A 24102-nucleotide genomic window follows, 5' to 3' on the forward strand; every position below is an offset into this window, starting at 1 on the left:
GGGTTTCAAACCAGAGATAGAGAATATGTATGCTGAAGATGATGACATCCATATCGAGTCTAGTAATGTAGCTACACAGCCTGAAACAAAAGGCTTGGATAAGGAACCATTGAAAATTGCTTCCCAAACCGAAGGCTTCAAAGATAAGCTAGAAGAGTTAGTAGAAGGACGGCGCAAGCTTTTCATAAACTGCTCGAGAAATCGATTGTTTAGGCATGTAGATGGATATATTTGGAAGTTGGACTATTGCTCTGTCAGAGGATACTACATGCATGTTTTTTTGTTTTTAGGTCGAGGGTGGGAGCATAAACTTGACATAAGAGAGACGATCGGGCAGCTCTGGAAAAGTACTATCATAAAAGACGGCGAAGGGGATGTTTTTGCTTATCCTGGAGATCGGTATGAGTTTAATTTGATGGATGGTGGTAATAGTAGCCATGCTTTATATGAAGAGTTAGAATCTCTATTTAGGCAGGATATTTTAGCCCATGTGGACACAATCCTTCCAAATGGTAAAAAAGCACGCTCTTTTGGTAAGGGAGCGCAATGCAAGCCAGTAAGGAATAGATCTAAATATAAATTTTAGCAACAGCCCAAGGATGAAAGTAAATCCACAAAATTTAGCAATGGATTACTCAAACACGCTAAAAAACTAAATTCGCAGCTTTTGGCGTTATACTTTCATGGCTCGAGCGAAGTATTGCTCATATCTGTGCTTTCTGGCTGGCCAGAGGCGATAAGTCTGAGCATTCCAAGTGGCAGAAGGTCTATCAGGAGCACCTGCAACAGACCACCTGACAGGCAGGACTAATGGCCAGGGAAGGCGCCGCATCAGCTATGTGCCCATCAGGTGGCTGCGTAGCATATCAGGCTAAACAGGCTCATAGAAGGAAGCGGCCATCGGCCGCTTCCTTCTTAGGTCTGATTGAGCTGAAAACTCAGCGTTTACCGAATGTCCCTTGGATTACGTTCCCCATAACATCAGGTGATTTTTCTACTTCATGTTGGGCTATTTGATGTTTCACAATATCCCCCCACCGAAGAAATAAACTCCTCAGTTTTTCAGGGTTACGTAAAGCACCCGCCTGATAAGTTCGCAGGAGTTTGTCACTGATCTGGTGGTTCAGCATATGCTCAATCTCTAGAGGTCCTGCACCAAGTTCAATTCCACAGCAGTTTGCAACACTGCGCCGCAGGTCGTGTACGCTAAAAGGCTCAAGTTCAGCCAGCTTACGCTTCTGTAGCCGGTCAAGGGCACGCATAAGTGCGTCACCAGTGATGGCATGACCCAGCTTCGTCGTGGATTCGAACACATATGGACTGGTAGAGGAGGTTATAATTCGCTGCTCTGAAATGATTTCCTGAGCCAAAGGCGACAAGGTCACCACATGCGGGCGCCCATTCTTGGTTTCCGGGATCGTCCAGCGATCACCATCCAAGTGTGCCCATTGCATCGATATCACTTCACCTCGACGAACCGCGCTCAATATGACGATTTTAATTGCATTGGCGACACTTCCAGAAAGAACAGAAGTCGTAGCAATGCCACGGCCACCAGCTGTTAACGCTCCGCCACCTTCAACGCCCTCTTCTAATGCATGCCACAAGGCTCGTAATTCAGAGATTGGTAGCCAGCGATCTCGAGGTGGATTGGGGGTCGCATTGTACACTTTGGGTTTGAGTGCCAACGTGGGGCTCATCTCGATAAGCTGTCGTCGCATAGCCTCCTCCATCACCTGGTTCATTATCCCCATTGCTTTGCGAAGCCCTTCCAGAGAGACCTTCTGTAGCTTCTGATAGTGTTGGTGGAGGACGGCCATGGTGATATCGCAAACTCGATATTTACCAAGGACCTTTTGCAAGTGTGTTTGGTAGATTCGACGATAATCAGTGACGGTTCGAAGGCTAATCTCTGATCGAACGCCATCACGGCGTTTTACGCTGGCTTTGTGGCTAAGCCATTGCTCAAACAGTTCATCAAGCACGAGCATCTGTTCGTTCTTTTGTTTAGCTTCTGCAACAACCTGACGGGGATCGATGCCCTGTTTGACTTGCCCCACCGCAACACAATGTCGCTCACGAGCTTGAGCAAGTCCCATAGCAGGGTATAGTCCAAGTACCATGGTTTGTTGCTTGCCAAGTAGCCTAAATCTATACACGAAGCGTTTTTGCTTACCTGCCCGAACCTCGAGTGATAACCCGTTACCATGTTTAGAGCTGATAGCAAATCGGGTTGCGGTTGCACCTTCTTTAAGCTCTGCTGCCGCGACTTGTCGATCTTGAGAAATCATCCTAAAACCTCGTGTTGGGGTACCACATGGGGTACCACATTTGGCATCGTATAGGGTTGTATGTCGTTGGACAAGAGTGAATTTGATGTGATATTAAGTCATTGAATTTAATGAAAATGAATTTATTCGTTGGCTTTATCAAGACAGGATTAAACGTGAGTTTATTGACTTCGTAATGCGAAGGTCAGGAGTTCGATTCCCCTTATCGGCACCAGATCGTGAGGGCAGGTTTCATTTGTGAAACCTGCCCTTTTTACATGGCTTTTGCCAAGGCTCGCTCCACATAGAGATAGCCAATCCCCATCACCTGCTGGGCGCGGCTGAGCTGGCCGAAACGGATATGGGTGGCGTTGACCGCATCGCTGCAGTCGAACGGGTTGGCGCCGGTCTGACTGACGATCGTTTGCAGCCAGGTTTCACCAAAGTGGCAGCTGCGGCCATAGAGCCAGATGCGGTTGATATTGAGGATATTGAGGAAGTTGTAGAGGCTCAGGCCAATGGCGCGGGCCCCTTCGTCCACCAGGGCGCGGATCATGGCATCCCCCTGATGGTAGAGCGTGATCAGTTGGGCGGTATCCAGCTCTACACCAGTCTGCGCCGGGTTGTCGGCACTGGCTTGTTGCTTGAGAAAGACCCTAGCCCGTTTCTTGATGGCAAACAGCGAGGCGACCGTCTCCAGGCAGCCATAGCGGCCGCAGGCACAGGCGCTGCCGTCCGGATTGATGATGGTGTGGCCTATCTGGCCGCTGCCAAACAGAGCGCCCCGGTAGATCTGGTCGGTGATGATAAAGGCCGAGCCGATACCGTAATCGACGTTGATGACGCAAAAATCCCCGTTCCCTTCCCGGTCCTGCCACTTCTGGGCCAGCGCCAGCATGATGCAGTCGTTATCCACCATCACCTCGCAACCCAGCCGCTCCTCCAGCAGGTACTTGAGCTCAACTGGCGCGTGCCAAGGGGCTTGCGGCATGGTTTGCGATACCCCGGTCGCCGGGTTGACCTGACCGTGTACCGCCAAGGCCAGCCGGATCGCCAGTCCCTTGTGGCGGCGCTTGTGCTGGTAGTAGTGCGCTTCAATCAGGTGCAGCAGCTCATCGGGGGTTTGTGGGGCAATCTTCTGGTCGCTGAACTCACCCAGCGGGGTGATCAGGTTATCCACCAGGATGCTCTCCAGATGGGTGGGGCTGATATTAAGGCAAAGAATGGCCCCTTGGCCGCTGGCAATGCGGTAGCTGCCGCCATTGATGCCGCGCTGGGAGAGGTTCTGATCGCTGTGGCTGATGGCGCCATCGGCCACCAACTCGTCAAGGATCTTGCTGACCGCAGGAATGGAGAGTTCGCAGTAGCGCGCCAGGGTGGACTTGCTCGCCTCTTTTAGCTGATAGAGCAGGGCAAGTAGCACCTGCTTGTTGTGGTGGCGGACCTTCTGGTTGTTCAACCCTATGCTCATCGCTTCACTAAACTCCGCTTACTGTATTGCGTGATCTTTCAGCAATTAATGCAGGTTTAACCATTCTAATCTGGTCTCACTGAAAACTTTACTAACAAATGTTGAGTGAGGCGAGATTAATGAGAGCTGATGTCAAGGTCTGGGTAGAGACCATCTCACTGCCGACCTACGAGGTAGGCGCCGAAGATCCCAACCCCATGTTTCTCGAGAAGCGGGTCTATCAGGGCTCCTCGGGGGCTGTCTATCCCTATGGGGTGATCGACACCCTCACCGGCCAGAAGCAGATGAAGTCCTATCAGGCGGTCTGGCTGGAGAACGACTTTATCAAGGTGATGCTGCTGCCGGAGCTGGGGGGGCGTATCCACCGTGCCTACGACAAGGTGATGAATCGCGACTTCGTCTATTACAACGAGGTGATCAAACCGGCGCTGGTGGGGCTGGTGGGGCCCTGGATTTCCGGCGGCATCGAGTTCAACTGGCCGCAGCACCACAGACCCACCACTTTCATGCCGGTGGACTTCGCCATTACGGAGCGGGAGGGCGGCGCCAAGACCGTCTGGCTCGGCGAGGTGGAGCCGATGCGTGGTCTGCAGGTGATGGCGGGCTTTACCCTCTATCCCGACAAGGCGCTCATCGAGATCACTGGCAAGGTGTTCAACGGCAACGACACGCCGCGCCACTTCCTCTGGTGGTCCAACCCGGCGGTGAAAGGGGGCGATGCCCACCAGAGCGTCTTCCCGCCCGATGTGACCGCCGTCTATGACCACGGCAAGCGCGACGTCAGTGCCTTCCCCATCGCCCGCGGTACCTACTACAAGGTGGACTACTCCGCCGGGGTCGATATCTCCCGTTACCGCAATATTCCGGTGCCCACCTCCTATATGGCGGACAGGTCCGACTACGACTTCGTCGGTGCCTACTGCCATGACGAGCAAGGCGGTCTGTTGCACGTGGCGGATCACCACGTCTCGCCGGGCAAGAAGCAGTGGAGCTGGGGCAACTGTGACTTCGGTCTGGCCTGGGATCGCAACCTGACCGATGACAATGGCCCCTATATCGAGCTGATGACCGGGGTCTACACCGACAATCAGCCCGACTTCACCTGGCTGGATGCGGGGGAAGAGAAGGTGTTCGTGCAGAACTTCCTGCCCTACAACACCCTCGGCACCCTGCAAAACGCCAACACCCGCGCCGCCATCAAGCTGGAGCGCAGCGATGACGGCCTCGTCTGCGGGGTCTATGCGGTGGCGCCAATTCGCGGGGCCAGTTTCGAGGTAAGCGACGAGGGCGGAGTACTGTTTACGCAGCCTCTGGATTTGCAGCCGGGTCAGGCCTGGCTTGAGCCGCAGGCCATCACCAGCGAGGGACGCTTGCAGGTACGCCTGCTGGATGAGCAGGGCCAGTCGATCCTGAGCTATCTCGAGCATCAGCCCGCTGGCGAAGCCCTGCCTGATCCTGCCACTGCGCCGGAGCCCGCCATCAATCTCGACTCGGTCGACGAGCTCTACTTCATCGGCCAGCATCTGGAGCAGTATCTGCACGCCAGTCGTTCGCCCTTTGATTACTACCTGCGGGCACTGGAGCTCGATGGCGGCGACTATCGCTGCAACCTGGCGCTGGCAACGCTGGAGTACAACCGCGCCAACTATGAGCAGGCGCTGACCTACGTCAATCAGGCGCTGGTCCGTGCCCATCGCCTCAACAAGAACCCCCAGTGTGGCAAGGCGAGCTTGCTGCGCGGCCACATCGAGGAACGTTTGGGGCAGTTCGATGCCGCCTTCGATGACTTCTACAAGGCGACCTGGAGCGGTAACTGCCGCGACAGCGGCTTCTTCGGGCTGGCCCGTATCGCCATGGTGCGCCGGGAGCCCGCGCAGGCACTGCAATTTGTCGAGAAGAGTCTTGCCGTCAACGGCACCCACTACGGCGCTATCGCCCTCAAGGGATTGGCGCTGCTGGAGTCTGGTGAGCAGGAGGCGGCCATCGCCTATATCGACGAGCAGCGCGTTCGTTATCCACTTCACTATCAACTGGCCTTCCTGCGCTGGCTGGCAAGCGAGCAGTCGACCGATCTCGAGGCGCTGCGCACTCTGTGCAACGGGCGCGGGGTGAATCTCTGCTTCCTGGCAAGCGATCTGTTGGCGCTGGGACGCCCCGAGCTGGCGCAGCAACTGCTCTCAACACTGCCGGTGGAGGAGACCCTGCCGCTGCTGTTCCAGGCTGCATTGTTGCCGGAAGGTGAGGCGCAGGATGCCCTGCTGGCTCGAGCCGAGCAGGCCTTTGGCTGCAAGGTGCGCTTCCCCAATACCCTTGGCGAGGTGGCCATGCTGGCGCAACTGCCCCACAGCTGGTTTGCCAGCTATCTGCTGGGCTGCTTCCACTACAGCAAGCGCAGCTACCCGCAAGCCATTGCCCTGTGGCAGCAGGTGTGCGAGCAGGCGCCCGGGTTTGCCCCGGCATGGCGCAACCTTGGCATCTATCACTTCAACAAGAGCGGCGATCCGGTGGCGGCCGAGCAGTGCCTGAGCCGAGCCTTTTCCCTCAAGCAGGACGATGCACGCCTGCTGTTCGAGCTGGATCAACTGCACAAGCGCTGCGCCATGGCACCCGCCGAGCGGTTGGCGCTGCTGGAGGCGCATCGTGAGGTGGTCCTCAAGCGCGATGATCTGACCGCCGAATTGCTCGGCCTCTATCACATCACCGGCCAGCTGGATGTGGCGGCCGAGATCTTGCGGCTGCGCGAATTCCACCCCTGGGAGGGGGGCGAGGGCAAGGTGACCGGCCAGTACCTCATCAATCAGCAACGCCGGGCATTGGCGTTGATGATTCAGGGACGCCACGAGCAGGCCATTCCGTTGCTGCAACAGGCGTTGCACTACCCCCTCAATCTGGGGGAGGGGCGTCTGGTAGGACAGACCGACAACGATATCCATTACCTGTTGGCGCTCTGCCATCTGGCCTGTGACAACCAGAGTCTGGCGGCCCAGTGCCTGCAACTGGCCTGCCTCGGCCAAGGATCGCTCGGGGCCAGCCGCTACTACAACGATCAGCCGGTGGATTATCTCTTCTATCAGGGTATGGCGCTGGCACGTCTTGGTCGGGTTGCGGAGGCGCAGCGTCTCTTTGAAGGAATGGTCGGCTGGGCCGAGCAGGCGATGGGCGAGTCTGTCGAGGCGGACTTCTTCGCCGTCTCACTGCCGGATCTCATCGTGCTGGATGACGACCCGCAACACAAACATCGCCAGCACTGTCTGCTGGTCAGAGCACTCGGTCTGTTGGGGCTGGGTCAGCGGGATGGTTGTGAACAGACCTTGCGAGAGCTGCTCACCCTTAACCCGGCTCACGACAAGGGGCACCTCTTTGCCCTGATCTGCCGCGAGCTGTCACTCCACTCATAACTCTCATAACAAAAACCGGCGCCCCGCCACGGTGAGGGGCGCCACTGCACCCTACAATCGACAAGATAGAAAGGATGAGTCATGGAACGCACGAAAAATCAATTGGATACGAATGGGCTCAATATGAGCTACATCTGGATGATCTGTTTGGTGGCCGCCTGCGGTGGCCTGTTGTTTGGTTATGACTGGGTCGTGATTGGCGGGGCCAAGCCCTTCTATGAGGCCTATTTTGCCATCACGGATCCGGCCCAGTCCGGCTGGGCCATGAGCTCGGCGCTGGTGGGTTGCGTGCTGGGCGCAGCCATCTCCGGCTGGTCAGCCGACCGCTTCGGTCGCAAGAAGCCGTTGATCCTGGCCGCCATTCTCTTCACCATCTCGGCGTGGGGCACTGCTGCGGCCAGCAACTTCGATCTGTTTGTGGTTTATCGCATCATCGGCGGGATCGGCATCGGTCTGGCCTCTGCGCTCTCGCCCATGTACATCGCCGAGATCAGCCCGGCCAACAAGCGCGGCAAGTTCGTGGCCATCAACCAGCTCACCATCGTCATCGGGGTACTGGCGGCTCAGCTGGTGAATCTGATGATCGCCGATCCGGTGGCAAGCAATGCGACTCAGGCCGATATTCTGGCGACCTGGAATGGTCAGTCCGGCTGGCGCTGGATGTTCGGTGCCGAACTGGTACCTGCGCTGGCGTTTCTGGTGCTGATGTTATTCGTGCCGGAGTCGCCGCGCTGGTTGGCCAAAGATGGTCAGTATGAGAAAGCCTCCCGCATGCTCGGCAAGATTGGCGGGGATGCCTATGCCAAGCAGACCCTGGCCGATATCCGTCAGACTCTGGTGGGCGAGACCCACAAGGTCTCGCTGGCGGAGCTGGGCAAACCCTCGGTGCGGCCGATCCTCATCATCGGGATTGTGCTGGCGGTCTTCCAGCAGTGGTGCGGCATCAACGTCATCTTCAACTATGCGCAGGAGATCTTTGCCTCCGCCGGGTTTGACATCAACAGCACCCTCAAATCCATCGTCGCCACCGGTCTTATCAACCTGCTGTTTACCCTGATCGCACTGCCCATGGTGGACAAGATTGGCCGTCGCAAGCTGATGCTGATTGGCTCGGCGGGACTAACCATTATCTACGGCATGATGGCGGCGGCCTACGCCACAGGCGTACTGGGGCTGCCAGTGTTGCTGCTGGTATTGGCGGCCATCGCCATCTATGCCTTGACCCTGGCGCCGGTCACCTGGGTGCTGCTCTCGGAGATCTTCCCGAATCGGGTACGGGGGCTGGCGATGTCGGCCGGTACGCTGGCGCTATGGATCGCCTGCTTCGTGCTGACCTACACCTTCCCGCTGCTCAATGCCGGGTTGGGGGCTGCGGGCAGCTTCCTGCTCTATGGCCTTATCTGTTTTGCCGGTCTCATCTTTATCTATCGCAAGGTGCCTGAGACCAAAGGGGTGACGCTGGAGGCACTGGAAGCCCAGCTGGCCCAGGGCAAGGTCGAACTGACGCCGACCAAGGCGAGCGCTTCGGCATGACGGTATACACATTGAGCAACCCGCATCTTCGGATGCGGGTTTCAACACAAGGGGCCTGTCTGCTGGGGCTGGAGGATGAGCAGGGGCGCCCGCTGTTGCGCGACACTGACCTGGCGCAGCCCTGGCATCCCGGCCAGAGCGCGCTGTTTCCCATGTTGCCGCTGGCCAACCGGGTCGCAGGCAACCGTTTTGAGTTGTGGGGGGAGGAGCATCGCTTGCCAGAAAGTCCCGTCGATCCCGACTTTTTCCTGCACGGCGATGGCTGGTTGCAGTCATTGCAGTGGGTGGCGGGTTCTACCAGTTCGGTGACGTTGCAGTTGACCAGCCAATGCGGCCCTTTTCACTATCTGACGGAGATCGACTATCGGCTGCAGGGGGCGAGCTTGGTGGCGCGGATCAGCCTGACCCATCTTGGGGAGAGCCCCTGTCTCTACGGCGCGGGTTTTCACCCCTTCTTCTGGCGCGACGAGCAGACCCGCATCCGTTTTCTGGCGAGCGGCGTCTGGCAAGAGGGAGCAGATCATCTGCCGATCAACTGGTCGAGCAGGCTTGCTCCCCACCTCGACTTTCGCCAGTGGGCTCGCCCGCAAGGGTGGCTCAACAACTGTTACGGCGGCTGGCGCGGTCAGGCCGAGCTTGACCATCCTGCCCGCCAGCAGCGGCTGCTGGTTTCAAGCGAGTGTGCCTTCCTGATGCTCTATCAGCCCGATGAGGGGAGTGGCTTCGTCTGTCTGGAGCCCCAGAGTCACGCCGCCAATGCCCACCACCTGGCCGGTCACCCCGGTTTGCGGCTACTCGCCAGAGGTGACCGCATGAGTATCGGTATGACCCTGACAGTGGCGTCCGGGGGCTGATAATGATCTGGCTTGTGGTATTGGTGAACGCAATGAGCCACCCGTCGGGTGGCTCTTTTTATTGCGGATTATCCTGCGTGTTACCTGATCTCCGGTCAGGCTATCTCCATCTCTGGCTGTGGTGTCGAGGTGTGTTGGCTGGTCAGCTTGTCGATGCGCACCGCTGCCACCTTGAACTCGGGGATCTTGGCGTGAGGGTCGGTGGCATTGATGGTGAGCCGGTTGGCCGGGGCTTCGGCGAAGTGGAACGGGATAAAGACCACGCCCGGCTGCATCCGTTTGGTGACGAAGGCGGGCAGTTCGATATGGCCGCGGCGGCTGGTGACCTTCACCCGCTCGCGGTTGCTGATGCCCAACCGCTGCGCATCCACCACGTTCATCATCACCCGCGGCCCGGCCAGCTTGTCGAGCCCCTTGGTCTTGCGGGTCATGGTGCCGGTGTGGAACTGCTCCAGCAGGCGGCCGGTAGTGAGCACGATGGGATAGGTCTCGTCGGGCAGTTCGGCGGCATAGCGGAACGGGGTGGCGACCATCTCCCCCTTGCCACGGGTGAACTGCTTGCCGTGGAGCAGGCGAGTGCCTTCGGGTGCCGCGTCGTTGCAGGGCCACTGCAGCCCTTGTGCTCCCACCTTGTCCCACTGGATGCCGGCGTATTGCGGGGTGACTTGGCAGATCTCGGCGGTGATCTCCTGTGCGTTCTGATAGCGCCAGTCGCCACCCATGGCGTTGGCGATCTGCTGGATGATCCACCAGTCCTCCCGCGCCTCGCCCGGTGCCTTGAGGGCGGGGGAGATGCGCTGAACTCGCCGCTCGGTGTTGGTGAAGTGGCCGCTCTTCTCGGCAAAGGAGCAGGAGGGGAGCACCACATCGGCGAGCTGTGCGGTTTCCGAGAGGAAGATATCCTGCACCACCAGAAACTCCAGCTGCTTGAGCCCCTCGATGACGTGGTGCTGATCCGGATCGCTCAGCACCGGGTTTTCCCCCATCACATAGAGCCCCTTGATGCTGCCCGCACAGGCGGCATCGATGGTCTCGGTAAGGGTGAGGCCGGGCGTGCGCGGCAAGTCCGGTTGCTGCCAGACGGTGGCGAAGCGGGCATGCACCTCGGGGTTGGCCACCTTCTGATAGCCGGGCAGGCAGTTGGGCAGCGCCCCCATGTCACAGGCCCCCTGCACGTTGGATTGGCCCCGCAGCGGGTTGATGCCGCCCCCTTCGATGCCGATGTTGCCGCACAGCAGTTGCAGGTTGGCGATGGCCCGCACGTTGTCGTGGCCGGTGGTGTGCTGGGTGATCCCCATCGAGTAGTAGATGGCGGTGCGTTCGGCGGTGCCGATGAGGCGGGCGAGCGCGATCACCTGCTCGGCCGGCACGCCGGTGACGAGGGCCACCTTGTCCGGTGCATAGGCGGGGGAGAGCACTTCGGCTTGCAGCGCCTCGAACCCTTCCACTCGTGCGGCAATATAGGCCTTGTCGTGCCACTCGTTCTTGATGATCTGCTGCATCAGGCCGTTGAGCAGCATCACGTCGGTACCGGGGCGGTGGGCCAGATAGAGGCTGGCGTGGTCCGCCATTTCGATCCGCTTGGGATCGGCCACTACCAGCCGCGCCTTGCCCGTGGTGACGGCCCGCTTGATATGGGAGCCGATGATGGGGTGGGCCGCCGAAGTGTCGGAGCCGATGATGAAGATGAGGTCAGAGTGATCAATGCTCGGGATGTCGTTGGTCATGGCGCCGCTGCCGAGCGACGCCTCCAGCCCGGTGACGGTGGAGGCGTGGCAGAGCCGCGCGCAATGATCCACGTTGTTGGTGCCCAGCTCCCGGCGCATGAATTTCTGGAACAGGTAGTTCTCTTCGTTGGTGGTTTTGGCCGACGAGAAGCCCGCCAGTGCATCGCTGCCATAGCGCTGGCGCAGGGCGGTGAAGCGCTTGGCAACCAGCTCAATGGCCTCCTGCCAGCTGGCGGGCACCAGCTTGCCATCCTTGCGGACAAGCGGGGTAGTGAGGCGCTCCTCGCTCTGGATAAAGTCAAAGCCGAAGCGCCCCTTGACGCAGAGCAGCCCCTTATTGACCGGTGAGTTGCGGTTCCCCTCCACATAGCGGATGCGGTTGCGCGCCTCATCGACATAGAGGGTGACGCCGCAGCCGACCCCGCAGTAGGTGCAGATGGTATTGACCGGCGTGAGCAGTTCGGTGCGCCCCTGCGACTTGTCGCGGGCATCCACCAGGGCCCCGGTGGGGCAGACCTGTACGCAGGCGCCGCACTGCACGCAGTGGGAGTCGCCCATCGAGAGTCCCGTGTCGAACTGTGGCCGGTTCGAGAGGGTACCATCGCTGTTTTTGGCAAAGCGCAGCACCCCTTGTACCGCCTGTTCGCCACAGGTCTGCACGCACTGGCCGCAGCCGATGCAGCGGTTGGCATCGAACACGATAAATTCGCTGCTGTTATCCACTGCAAACTTCTGGCTCTGGCTGGTATTGAGAGCGCTCTGCTCGACCTCGTATTCGGTGGCGTAGTCGCGCAGTGCACAATCGGTGTTGGCCTGACAGCCGCACTCGAGGCAGCGGCTGGCCTCGCTGCGGGCATCGGCATCTCTCAGCCCGCGCTCCACCTCGGCAAAGCTGCCCTCGCGATCCTGCTCTGCCAGATGGGGCATGATGGTACGGGCGACTTTTTTCAGGTGAGCAAACTGGGCGGGATCGACCTGCTTGAGTGTGGGGGCTTTGCAGGCGTTGAAGGGGCGCACCGGATCAATCATGTCACCGTGAAGGAACTGATCGATGGCCAGCGCGGCCTTGCGACCATCGGCGACCGCTTCGATGGCGGTGGCGGGCCCGCGGCGCAGATCGCCGATGGCGAACAGGTTGCCGTGGCCGCTGTGCATGGTCTCGGGGTGGGACTCCAGCGTCTGCCAGCGGGTGAAGGGGAGGGTGAGGGGCTCCCCTTCCATAAAGCTGAGATCCGGCTGCTGCGACACTGCCGCAATCACGGTATCAAACTCTTCAAGGAAGAACTCACCGGTGGGCTCCGGGCGTCGGCGACCGGAGGCGTCCGGCTCGCCGAGGGCCATCTTTTCGAGGCGCACCTGACAGACGCGACCACGGCTATCCGGCAGATTCTCTACCGGATTGGTCAGCATCATAAAGCGCACCCCTTCGTGCTCCGCCTCGTCAATCTCGTAGGCTTCAGCGGGCATCTCGGCGCGGGTGCGGCGATAGATAAGGGTGGTTTCGGCGCCGAGGCGCACCGCCGTGCGGGCGCAGTCGATCGCGGTATTACCACCCCCGATCACCGCAACCCTCTTGCCGGTGGTGAGCCGCTTGGCCAGCATCCGATCCTTGAGGTAATCGACCCCGAGATAACAACCGGCCAGGGTGCTGCCCGGGTAATCCATCGGCACCGCCTTGGAAGCGCCAACCGCCAGACAGACCGCATCATAGTCGCGGCACAGCGCCGAGAGGGTGATCTGGTTGCCCAGTCGCTGCTGGGTGTGGATCCGCATGCCACTTTGGCACATCAGGCCGATCTCCTGATCGAGGATCGCCTTGGGCAGTCGGTATTCGGGGATACCGTAGCGCAGCCAGCCACCCGCTTCGTGCATCGCCTCGAACAGATCGACCTCGAACCCTTCGTAACCCAGATAGTAACCGCAGGTGAGACCGCCCGGGCCGCTGCCGATAATGGCCACCCGCTTGCCCTTGGTGGGCTTCTTTGCCGGTTGATAGGGGGCAATCTCGGCCAGATCGAGATCGGCGGCATGGCGCTTGAGCTGACGAATGGCCAGCGGTTCATCCACCAGCGCGCGGCGGCACTGTGCCTCACAAAATGCGGGGCAGACCCGGCCGATGGAGAGGGGCATCGGCAGGGTCTGCTTGATGACGGCCATCGCCGCTTCGTGATCCCCCATGGCGATATGGTGCAGATAGGATTGAATGTCCACCCCGGCCGGACAGGCGCGTTGGCAGGGGGCTTCGCAATCGGCGTAGTGGTCCGAGAGGATGCGGCCGAGCGCCTGCTGGCGGTGTACGCGCAGGGTATCGCTTTGGGTCGTGATCACCATCCCTGCCTCGGGGGGCGTCTCGCAGGCGTGGCGGATGCCGAGACCGGCAATCTCGACCACGCAGAGGTCGCAGGAGGTCTTGGGGCCGCTGGTGTTGTCACCGCACAGGGAGGGGATATCGATCTGGTGCTGTTTGGCTATCTGGAGCAGGGTTCTGGTCGGGTCAACCGTCAACTGAGCCCCATCGAGGGTGATGGTGATCATGGCGTCATAAACTCGCTTTCAAGGCGCAGAAAATGCTGCATCTGGCGGAGCCAGCAGGGGAAGCGACAGGGAGGTCGCTTGCTATACGCTCACCATAACAAAGATTATTTACAACTTTATTTGATTTTAGACAGCTTATTGTTCAAAAGGGAAAACGATTTCAGGTTGTCTTGTCTACCTCATCGGCACGGCGCATCGTTGAGAACTATTCCTGTTACAGCAGGCGATTCATTGTCTTATTGTCAGTTTATGCGTCTGGGAGAAGAGAGGCTGCTCTCGCTCGCGATAGGTGTTATCCGTCAGTAGCACCATTTGTGATGCAACTTATTTTGCATAAATGGTGGCTCTGATGAAGGCATGCGGCGCATACAGAGCAAAGGGGGTGGGTGGCACTCGGTTGGATAAAAGGTTGGTGGATAGGGGGCGGGCATGCGTGAGTGGCGAGCCCGACACAAAGAAAATGGCCACCTTTTCCAAGGTGGCCATTCACGCTGCCGATCGGTGCCCTGTTGGCCCAAAGGGTTGGTCGCGGGAGGTCAGCCGGATATCAGGGTCGGCAGCCGGGCTTGCCAGATCTGGTGCCAGTGCTGCAGTTCGCTGCGCGGCATCGGGCGGGCGGTGAAGAAGCCCTGACAGATATCGCACCCCAGCTTGGCCAGCAGTTGCCAGGTCTGCACATCTTCCACCCCTTCGGCGACTGATTTCAGCCCCAGCTTGCGTGCCAGCTCGATGCTCGATTCGATGATGGCCAGACGGGAGGGGTCGGCATAGCAGCGATCGACAAACGAGCGATCAAGTTTGAGCTCGGTAAAGGGCAGCAGCGCCAGCTGTTGCATCGAGGAGTAGCCGGTGCCGAAGTCATCGATGGAGAGGCCAAAGCCGTGCATCCGCAGTCGTGTCAGCACCTCCAGTGCCTTGCCGATATCCTCGACAAACGAGCTTTCGGTCACCTCCAGGGTGATCAGCTCGGGATTGACGCCCCAACGCTGGCACTGGTTGATCAGGAAGTGGCAGAGATCCCCCTCGATCAGCGAGGTAGTGGAGAGGTTCATCGACAGATTGAGGGAGAGGCCGGTCTGGCCCCACAGATGGCAATCCTGCAGCGACTTGTTGATGATGACATCGGTCAGCTGGTCGATAAGGCCGTTGTTTTCCGCCAGCGGGATAAACATGCCGGGTGAGATCAGCCCATATTCCGGATGCTGCCAGCGGGCCAGCGCCTCCATCCCCACCCACTGGCCGGACGCAAAGCCGACCTTGGGTTGATACCAGGGCAGCAACTGGTCGTTGTCGAGGGCGCGTTTGAGCTCGTCCACCGACAGGACGAGGCCATCGTCCTTGCCCGAGGGGGCCGACTTTGGCGCCCAGGAGTCAATCAGCTGGCGCAGTCGCTGCGGGCTGGAGGGTTTCTCGATGCGACCCAGTACATGGAGACCATAGGCCGCGCTCATGCGCAGCACGGCCTCCACCACGTCATCTTCCAGCGCGCTGGAGAGGATGATGCCGCCCCGAAAGCCACCCAGCGAGAGGCGGCGCAGCAGCGCCATGCCATCCATGCCGGGCATCCGCAGATCGCAGAACAGGATGTCGACAGTGTGGCTCTGGCACAGCGCCAGGGCTTCGATGCCGTCTGCGGCCTCCAGCAGTTGCTGATAACCGAGCGCCCGGATCTGGTGCATCAGGGTCTTGCGTTGAAACCCGTGATCCTCGACCACCATGATGACCAACTTGTCTGCCGTTCTACTCATCGAGCCACAATCCCATTTCACGTTCAATATTGTTCATCTGTTCTTCCACTCTCTGTGTCAGCAGCGCGAGCTCGCTCAACTGTTTGAGGCGGGCCGCCGATTCCAGTTGCGCCGCCTGCTCGGCCAGGGAGAGCTCCCCGACCATTCTGGCTGCCCCTTTGATGCGGTGGGCGATCTCCACCAGCTCCTGGCTATCATCGGAGGAGAGCGCGCTCATCATAGCGTGGCAATCTTTCCGGTTGGAGGCCAGATACTCCCTTGCCATGCTTTTGGCAATCCCTTCATCGCCAAACAGATCTTGCCAGCGACCGATCATGTCGAGATTGATGGCCTGTCGTGCGGGCACTCTCTCTGTGATCGTAGTCGCGGGCAACCACCGCAGCAGCATCTGGCGCAGTGACTCCAGCGAATAGGGTTTGCACAGCATGCCGTTCATGCCGGCTGCCGTCATATTGGCTGCCGCCTCCTCCGAGGTATCGGCGGTGACACCGATGATGGGGGCCTGCTCCCCTTGTTCCCGCAGGCGGCGGGTCAGGGTGTAGCCATCCATGTGCGGCATGTGGCAGTCGGTGATCAGCAGGGCGAAATCCCGGGTTTGCCAGGCGCGCAACGCCTTCTCTCCATCTTCCACTACCTCGCACTCCACCCCCAGAATCGCCAGCTGACGGGTCAGCAGGGCGCGATTGACCAGATGATCATCGGCGACCAGCACCCGCCCGCCCAGTTTTTCGATGCTGGCGGCATGGGTGGTCACGGCTCGCCCGGTGATCAGTTCGCGGCAGCTTTCGAGCAACAGATCCGGATAGAGGGGGGATTGGCCGAGGCGCCACCAGTTCTCCGAGCCCATGCGCCCCCGCAACGCTTCGCGGGGGGAGAGGATGACCCCCTTGAGAGTGCCGGACTGCAGCAAGGTGTGCCAATCGCTCCCCATGCTGGACTCCAGCGCGGCCTCTTCCGCCAACAGCAGGCCGTCGAGATCGGCGGTGAGCTGGTGGATCTCGAGGGGGGTCAACCGGGCGCCGAGCCGTGCCATGGTGGCCTGCAAGGCGGCATCGCTACCCAGCCACCACCATTCGCTGCCCGCCAGTGCGGGTGGTTCCCACAGGACATTGAGCAGCGGGATGCTGAAGCGGAAACAGGCCCCTTCACCGAGCTGGCTCTTGACCGTCAGGGTGCCGCCCATCTTCCTCACCAACTGCTCACAGATGGCCAGGCCCAGACCGGTGCCACCAAAGCGGCGATTGATATCGGACTCCACCTGCTCGAACGGGGTAAAGAGCAGCGCTTGCTTCTCTTCGGCGATGCCGATGCCGGTATCCGTCACCGCGATAACCAGCTGCTGGTCCTGATAGCTGACCTGGATCGAAATGGTGCCCTGCTCGGTGAACTTCACCGCGTTGTTGAGCAGATTGGAAATCACCTGGCCCACTCTGACCGGATCGATATCGGCCAGATCGGGGAGTTGCTCCTCCCACTGGAGCGTGACCTTCAGCCCCTTGCTGTAGGCCAGTGCGGCATGGCCGCGGATCACGTCGCACACCACTGGTTGCAGACGGCAGGATTGGCGATTGAGGTGCAGTTGACCCGCCTCGATTTTGGAAAAGTCGAGGATATCGTTGACCAGATAGAGCAGGTGGTTGGCCGAGCTCTCCACATTGCGCAGCAGATAGCGCTGGTCATCATTGAGCTCGCTCATGCGCAGCAGCTCCAGCATGCCGTGCATGCCCGAGATGGGGGTTCTCAGCTCATGGCTCATGGTGGCCAGAAAACGGCTGCGAGCCTGCATCGCCTGCTCGGCCGCGGCACGCGCCTCGCGCAGCTCATGCTCCTGTTGCTTGATGGCGGTGATGTCCTGCACCACGCCGTTGAGCAGGCGATCATGGCCCTGTTGCGCCACAAAGTTGCCGCGGATCTGGATATAGCGCGCCCCCTGAACAGAGGGCACCAGCACCTCCATATCGAGCGGCTCAAGGGTTTGCGCATGTTTGGCCACCTTATCGATAAAGGTTGCCAACGCCTCGTCGTTCAAGCCGAGGATCACGCCGCCAGACTCGGCTGCCATCAACTCTTGATGGGTCATCCCGAGAATGTCGCTGGCTCCTTGGGACAGATAGAGGAATTTCCCCTTGCCGGCCCCTTGCCAGAGATATTGATAAACCAGACCCGGCATGCTGTCGGTGATGTCCCGCAGCCTGCCCTCCACTTCCCGCACCTTGTTTTCGGCGGCCTTGAGGGCACTGACATCGGTCAATACCGTCAGCACCCCCTGAATCGCGCCGTCTGCTGCGCGATAGGGCAACTTGACGTAGACCACGTGAAGGGGAACATCCCCCTCGCGCTGGGTATAACCCGATCCTTCGAAGATCTGGCCGGTTTCCCAGACTGCACGCTCCTCGCGCAGCATCTGTTGCCGCTCGTCCTCGGTCATATAGCCCCAGCGATCACCTTCTTCCCCATCACCGACAAACAGCTCGCGGTATGCCCGGTTGCTGAGGGTCAGGCGATGATCGCGATCCCGCAGCGCCACCATATTGGGCAGGGAGTCGAGCAGGGTCTGGATGAACACCAACTGTTCATTGAGTGTCTTCTCGGCCCGTTGTCGCTGCACGATCTCCCGTTTCAGAGTGCGGTTCCACGCCCAGAACAGGGCAAACAGCAGAGTGGCAGCCGTGCCACCTATTACGAACCAGAGCAGCACTGTTTCGCTGTTGATGCCGGTCTGCACGCTCATGGAGAGCCAGCGTCTCTCCACTTTATTGAGCTCCTCCGGCGGTATCGAATAGAGCACCTTGGTAAGGATCCGCTGCAGCATGGGATCTTTGCGCGTGGCCATGGCGACCGGCAGGCGCAAGTCTTTGCCGGCATAGACCACCTGATAGCGTTCGCTCACCCGCTTGTTGATGGATGGCAGGGTGACCATCACGTAGTCGGCATCGCCCGTGTCCAGCAGTTCCAGCAAGCGGTTGTCATTGTTGACCTCTACCGGATGGGCGCCGATGTGGGTCAGCAGCTCTTTATCCAGCGAGCCATGCACCATGCCGACCCGTTTCCCTCGCAGCAGTGAGAGATCGGTGATATCGGCACTGCGTTTGGGGGCAATGACTACCCGATCGACAAACAGATAGCCGGGGGTGAACAGCGCAAACTGGCCGCGGTCGTGGTTGGGGGAGATGGCCGGAATAAAATCGATCTGCCGCAACTTCAGCAGATTTTGGGTTTCCCCCCAGCTCTTGGTGCGAACCAGAGAGAACTTTAGCCCGGAGACTTGCTGCATCAGCGCCATCAGATCCGCCACATAACCGACCAGCCTGCCCCGGTAATTGAATTCGCTCATGGAGGTCCAGTCCGGAGAGACGCCGTAAGTCAGCTCAGGATGCTGGTTGAGCCACTCCTGCTCCTCAGGGGTAAACTGCACAGACTTTACCGCTCCTGAGTCCGCATGTTGGCTAGTCGTGGTAGCTGCCAGCATATGACGACGATCTTCAACCGGTATCTCGTTGAATGCCTTGCTCACCAGGCTGACCAGTGCCGGGTCGCTCTTGTGCATATTGATGGAGAGAGACGTGCCGCTTACCCACTCCGGGGTTGCAATGGTGAAGCCAGCCTTGGAGTGCTGATCTTTCACCATCACCAGTGACGGCATGTCAGCAAGATAGGCGTCAGCCATGCGCTTTTTGAGCATAAACGCTGCTTCGCTGCGACTCTCTGCCTCGGTCACACGGAGAAATCCCAGTTTTTTCAATTCACTGCAAGCATTGACTCCCGTGACACAGACCCAGTGCAAACCATGGGCATCCTGTCGTGACAACTTCGTTTTGCCATTGTTGAGCAGCACGCCGCGCGGCATGGAGAGCAAAAACGGGAGGGAGACAATATTGGATCGCCATTGTTCGCTTGGCTGGTCGTTCACCAGTATGTCGATTGCGCCGTGGCCAAGCCCGGTTAGCGCATCCACGTAGGAGGGGTAAACCTTGTAGCGCAGGGTCAACCCGAGCGTTCTGGCAATCTGCTGCGCGATGTCGGGGACTGGGCCGGTAAAGCGTTGATCTGCATCCTTATAGCTGTATGGAGGGTCACCCATCATCGGCATGCCGATGACCAACTCCTGGTGTGATGACAGCCAGGCGCGCTCAGACAGATCAAACTCGTCTTCATTCAGACTGGTAATGGCGTGCGCCGCTGTAACCGACCACAGAGAATGAAAAAACCGGGAGCAGCCGAAAGTAAGTGGGAGTTCGTGGGACAAACTCAAGGCTGACAAGGGTTAGACGGCGATCGGAGGGTACCAGGCGCGCGCGGCGCCAAAATGAAAGATTGCGCACGACTCGAAGAAACAATGCGCCAAAAATGAAAACTAGGGGTGGGGTCTCGGCAACGCATTTTGGGGTTTAATCTGGTGTTTAAACCCCAAAATGAAGCGGGGGTGGTTAAAAAAAATCGTGACCGAGCCAAACCACCTTGCCAATGATGCTCAACGACTCTAGTTCGTTCGGCATAACCGCCAGGGTCTCGTATCCGGTTTTATTGTCGCTGATGATGTTCACCCCGCCATCAACCCGCTTCTGCAGCCGCTTGGCATAGAGTTCATCCCCCAGACGAAGCACGAACAGGCCGCCATCCTGGATCTGGTTGCGGCTTATATCCACCAGGATAGAGTCGCCAGAATGGATGGTTGGCTCCATGCTGTCCCCCTTGGCAAACACCACTACCAGGTTATCTGGGTTCAACTGGCGGTATTTGAGCCACTTACGGCGGAACGCCAGCCTGCGTTTAACACAATGGTCATCATTAAACGCGCCATGTCCGGCGCTGACGGCAATGTGGTAACCATCGATCAGTGCGTATTCTTCTTCAAATAAATCAGTACCTTCAGAGTTAGTTACCTTGTGGTACTCACATTCTTCTCTTGGGCCACGCCCAGTGGCGAGCCAATCAATGCTTACCCCTGCGGTTTTGGCGATCTTGATGAGCTGGGACATGTTGGGTTCTGAACGACCATAGAGGTATTGCCGCAAAGTTGTATCTGCCATTCCGGCCTTTGCTGCAAAAGAGCGCGCACTTTGTCCCGCAAGAACTTGTTCTAACCGCTCCTTGAATTCACTTTCCATTCTTCCCCCTGGAAAAGAAAGAGCACTTTCTTTTCGTTGTCTTACTTTCTTTTCTTGTAACCAATTGAAACTTAATGAAAAAAATCAAAATCATCTCAAAAGAGATTATTTTGCACGAGAAAGTAATAAAACTCTTGTTGTCATCTCTATTGAGATGATCAACAATCAAATTGTTCGCGCAATGCGCGAAAGATTTTTCAAATTGTATCACGGTGACCCCATGAGCATAAGTACAGCCAATCACATCTACGGAGAGCTTAAGAAGAGAGGTTACTCCGTTAGGAACTGGGCCATTGAGCATGGTTTTCGGCCCCGTACTGTGCAGGAGTGTATTCACACTTATGCCCCGTGCAAACAGAGAAAACCAGCGAATGGCACGGTTTCATCGAGAGTTATGCAGGCTCTTGGCACGACCCTTGGTGTTGACCTGTACGGAGGTAACAAATGAAAGAGTGGTTCACACCAATGGAGCTGGTGAGTCTGCCCGGAATGCCTGCCACAGTTCAGGGAGTCAGATACCGAGCCAAAACAGCACAATTCAGTGCGCGCAAATGTTCTGACAAGAAAGGTAGCGAATATCATATCAGCTCTTTGCCAGCAGAAACTCGCCGTTATCTGGCTGAACAGGCTGTGGCTGAGCAAGGTCATGCCGTGACCGATCACAGTGCTGGTGGCAAGGCGATGGCCAAGCTATTGGAGCGGGAACGCCCAGCCAAGCCTGATGCTGGCCGTAAGCTGCTGACCCTGAGCGAAGCCCCCCGCAAAAAAGTAGACGCCAGACTGCTTATCTTGCAGGCCGCCGATATCTTTCTGGCGCCCTATCACGCCTGCCAGCAAGGGGAGGTTGGTCGCCGGATCTTTATCGAGGCATACCGTACCCGCAGCCTGCAGTTGCCAGCCAGCGTCTATGAGCGGCAAAAACCATTCAGCCTGATCACGCTGCGCCGTTGGCAAAGCTCGCTGGCTAATGAAGGCCCAGCTGCACTGGCTGGCAATTATCAGCGTGAACGGCCATCAACCGTTGAGCAAAGCCCTGAGCTGGCCCAGTTCCTCACCGCATTGGTGACGGCCAAGCCACACCTTGCCAACAAGTGGGGCGCTCTGCATGAGCTTGCCACCGAGTACAACGAGATGAACAAGTTGGGATGGCACATCCCCAGCCAGTCATCCCTGCGCCGCTGGATGGTCAAGTGGTTGGCTGAAAACAAAGTGGCCTTTACCTATGCCACCAACCCGGACGCCTACAACAACAAATACCGCACAGCTATTGAGGAGATGTACCCCTGGATGGGTCAGCCGAACGATGTGTGGGAGTTCGACAGCACTCCGGTCGATGCCATGTTGGTGGATGGCCGTCACAGCATTATTGCGGTGATCGACGTGTTTACTCGCCGCGTTCGTCTGCTGGTGGCCAAGAGCTCCTCTAGTGAGGGGATCTGCCTGCTGCTGCGCAAAACCCTGTTGGCCTGGGGCACGCTCAACGACAACGGCGTGATGCGCACCGATAACGGTTCTGACTACGTGAGCCAGCGGGTCATGTCGATCTGCACCCTGCTGGATATCAATGTCAGCCGCTCCAATGCCTATTCGGGTTGGGAAAAGCCCTTTATCGAGCGATTTTTCCGCACCCTGAGCCACGGTCTGATCGAGTTGTTGCCCTCCTATATAGGCCACTGCGTGGCTGACCGGCAGGTGATTGAAGCCCGCAAGAGCTTTGCCCAGCGGTTGGAAGAGAAGCGCAAACCGGATGCGGAAAAAGAAATTTATGAGTTGGCGATGACAGCCCAAGAGCTGCAGACCCTGCTCGATAACTGGCTGGATGCCCGTTACCACAACAAAAAGCACAGCTCACTGGGGATGACCCCAAACGAGAAGTACCAGAGCGCCCGTTATCAGCGCCGGGCCATTACCGATGAGTCTGCGTTGGATCTGCTGCTCAACCATATCGGTGAGGCGACCGTTTCCAAAGGCTTTATCAAGGCCGGTGGCCTGAAATACAGCGCCCCTGAACTGTTGGAGCATACCTGGAAGGGCCAGCGGGTCAGCGTGTTTCTCGATCCGAACGATGTGGGCCGCGCCACCTTGTACCGCACCGGAGATTGGGGAGAGCGAGTGGAGGCAATCAATACCGAACTGCTCGGCAATGGCATCAGTCCAGACGCATTCCGTGCCGCCAAGCGTGAGGATGCCAAGGTGCTGGCCCGCTTCCGCCGCGAGATGCGCAATGTGGCCAAGACATTTGGCATCGACCAGTTGCACCAGGATGTGGTCACTCACTTTGTTGAGCAGGCCAAGGATGTGGCCCAGTTCAAACGCTCGGATCTGAACCTCGACAACCCTGCGTTGGCCGCCCTGACAGGGGTTGCGGCGCCCAGTGAACCGGTCGGATTCAGTGTGGCAGAACTGGCTGCCATCGAAGCAAGACGCGAGGAGAAAGCCAAGCGACTAGAAGCGACGGCAGGGCAGGAGTCTCGGGCGCTTAAAACCGAATACGAACAGGCCATCCATTTGGCCGAAAAAGAATTGGATTCACCGCTGACCGAGCGGGAGAAGGAGTGGCTGACCAAGTATCTCTACAGCCACAAGCTGATGGCAAAACGGATCAATCGCCATCTGGATGAAGTTAGGGCCACACGTCAGAACCAGGCAAATGGATAACGTGCAGCCCTGTTTAAACCATAGATAAAGGACATAAACACTATGAAACACAAGATCGTTGAAGTCAAAAACATGATCAAGACCGAGCAACTGCTCGACAACTTGCTCAACCGCTCCAGCATAGTGCCGGGCATTGGCCTGATCCACGGCCCCTCCGGCTTTGGCAAGACCACCGCCGTGGAATGGCTGTTCAACCAGGACGAAGTGAACGGGATCTATGTGCGTTGCTACAAGGCCGATACCGTCACCAGCCTGCTGGAGCAGATAGCCAAAGAGATCGGCATCCCCCAGCGCCACAACCTGCGAGCCCAGGTCGATAGCATTGTCGAAGCCGTGCGGGCCGAAGAGCTGGCCATCTTCGTGGACGAGGCCGATTACGTGGTCGGTAATGCCCGCATCATGGAGACCCTACGCGATATCTACGATGCCACCGAACAACCCCTGATCCTGGTCGGGATGGAAGAGATTGCCCGCCGGATTAGCCAGCGCAAGCAGCTGTTTAACCGTATCTCCCAATGGATTGAGTTCAAACCGGCCGATCTCGATGACGTGTCCCTGATTGCCAGCGAAATGCTGGAGGTGGACGTGGAAATTGACGATGCCTTGCTGGATCTCATTCGCAAACGTTCCAACGGGGTGGTTCGTACCATCGTCTCAGCCCTCGACAAGATCGAGAAGATGGCCATGGCCTCTGACGCTCGCATCATCCGCCTGGAGGATGTAGACGCCAGCGAACTGCTGCATGACGTGCGCCGCAGCCGTTAGCTGCCAGATATACCCCAATAACAACAAAGCACGGG

Annotated in this window: 11 protein-coding genes and 1 pseudogene; 6 read left to right on the plus strand and 6 right to left on the minus strand. The window is 58.4% G+C overall.

Features of this window, described 5'->3' with window-relative positions; genetic code table 11:
* Nucleotides 1–586, plus strand: a pseudogene (locus tag OKB77_RS12335) (hypothetical protein); the annotation flags it as partial.
* A gap of 352 nt (nucleotides 587–938) precedes the next feature.
* Here OKB77_RS12335 and OKB77_RS12340 read toward each other — a convergent pair.
* Nucleotides 939–2291, minus strand: coding sequence for a tyrosine-type recombinase/integrase (locus tag OKB77_RS12340; protein ID WP_042054129.1), 1353 nt, complete (start codon nucleotides 2289–2291; stop codon nucleotides 939–941).
* Between the two features lie 253 nt (nucleotides 2292–2544).
* Nucleotides 2545–3741: an ROK family transcriptional regulator gene (locus tag OKB77_RS12345; RefSeq protein WP_270817721.1), complete on the minus strand. Its 1197-nt coding sequence runs from the start codon at nucleotides 3739–3741 to the stop codon at nucleotides 2545–2547.
* 119 nt (nucleotides 3742–3860) lie between these two features.
* Here OKB77_RS12345 and OKB77_RS12350 point away from each other — a divergent pair, with 119 nt between their 5' ends.
* From OKB77_RS12350 to OKB77_RS12360, 3 genes are all read left to right on the plus strand, one after another.
* The gene (locus OKB77_RS12350; protein WP_270817722.1) at nucleotides 3861–7139 is read left to right on the plus strand and encodes a DUF5107 domain-containing protein; all 3279 of its coding nucleotides are present in this window, start codon (nucleotides 3861–3863) and stop codon (nucleotides 7137–7139) included.
* Between the two features lie 81 nt (nucleotides 7140–7220).
* On the plus strand, nucleotides 7221–8672 hold the full coding sequence (locus OKB77_RS12355; RefSeq protein WP_270817724.1) for a sugar porter family MFS transporter: 1452 nt from the start codon (nucleotides 7221–7223) through the stop codon (nucleotides 8670–8672).
* On the plus strand, nucleotides 8669–9526 hold the full coding sequence (locus OKB77_RS12360; RefSeq protein WP_158112416.1) for an aldose 1-epimerase: 858 nt from the start codon (nucleotides 8669–8671) through the stop codon (nucleotides 9524–9526). The genes OKB77_RS12355 and OKB77_RS12360 overlap by 4 nt, the downstream gene beginning before the upstream one ends.
* 95 nt (nucleotides 9527–9621) lie before the next feature.
* On the opposite strand, the gene fdhF is transcribed toward OKB77_RS12360, so the two are convergent.
* The 4 genes from fdhF to OKB77_RS12380 all read right to left on the minus strand — a co-directional run bounded on the left by fdhF (nucleotide 9622) and on the right by OKB77_RS12380 (nucleotide 20644).
* Nucleotides 9622–13788 (minus strand): formate dehydrogenase subunit alpha, encoded by a 4167-nt coding sequence (fdhF, locus tag OKB77_RS12365; protein ID WP_270817725.1) that lies wholly within the window; start codon nucleotides 13786–13788, stop codon nucleotides 9622–9624.
* Nucleotides 13789–14324: 536 nt separating this feature from the next.
* The gene (locus tag OKB77_RS12370; protein WP_270817726.1) at nucleotides 14325–15536 is read right to left on the minus strand and encodes an EAL domain-containing response regulator; all 1212 of its coding nucleotides are present in this window, start codon (nucleotides 15534–15536) and stop codon (nucleotides 14325–14327) included.
* Entirely contained in the window at nucleotides 15529–19626 is a 4098-nt protein-coding gene (locus OKB77_RS12375; protein WP_270817727.1) for an ATP-binding protein, read from the minus strand. Before OKB77_RS12375 ends, OKB77_RS12370 begins: the two co-directional genes overlap by 8 nt.
* Nucleotides 19627–19963: 337 nt before the next feature.
* On the minus strand, nucleotides 19964–20644 hold the full coding sequence (locus OKB77_RS12380; RefSeq protein ID WP_270817728.1) for a LexA family transcriptional regulator: 681 nt from the start codon (nucleotides 20642–20644) through the stop codon (nucleotides 19964–19966).
* 444 nt (nucleotides 20645–21088) lie between these two features.
* On the opposite strand from OKB77_RS12380, the gene OKB77_RS12385 reads away from it, so the two are divergent.
* Entirely contained in the window at nucleotides 21089–23302 is a 2214-nt protein-coding gene (locus OKB77_RS12385) for a DNA-binding protein (RefSeq protein WP_270817729.1), read from the plus strand.
* Nucleotides 23303–23344: 42 nt separating this feature from the next.
* Nucleotides 23345–24067, plus strand: coding sequence for an AAA family ATPase (locus OKB77_RS12390; protein ID WP_058059563.1), 723 nt, complete (start codon nucleotides 23345–23347; stop codon nucleotides 24065–24067).
* Nucleotides 24068–24102: the final 35 nt, after the last annotated feature.

This window comes from Aeromonas sp. Y318-3, assembly GCF_027706185.1.
Taxonomy (GTDB): domain Bacteria; phylum Pseudomonadota; class Gammaproteobacteria; order Enterobacterales; family Aeromonadaceae; genus Aeromonas; species Aeromonas veronii.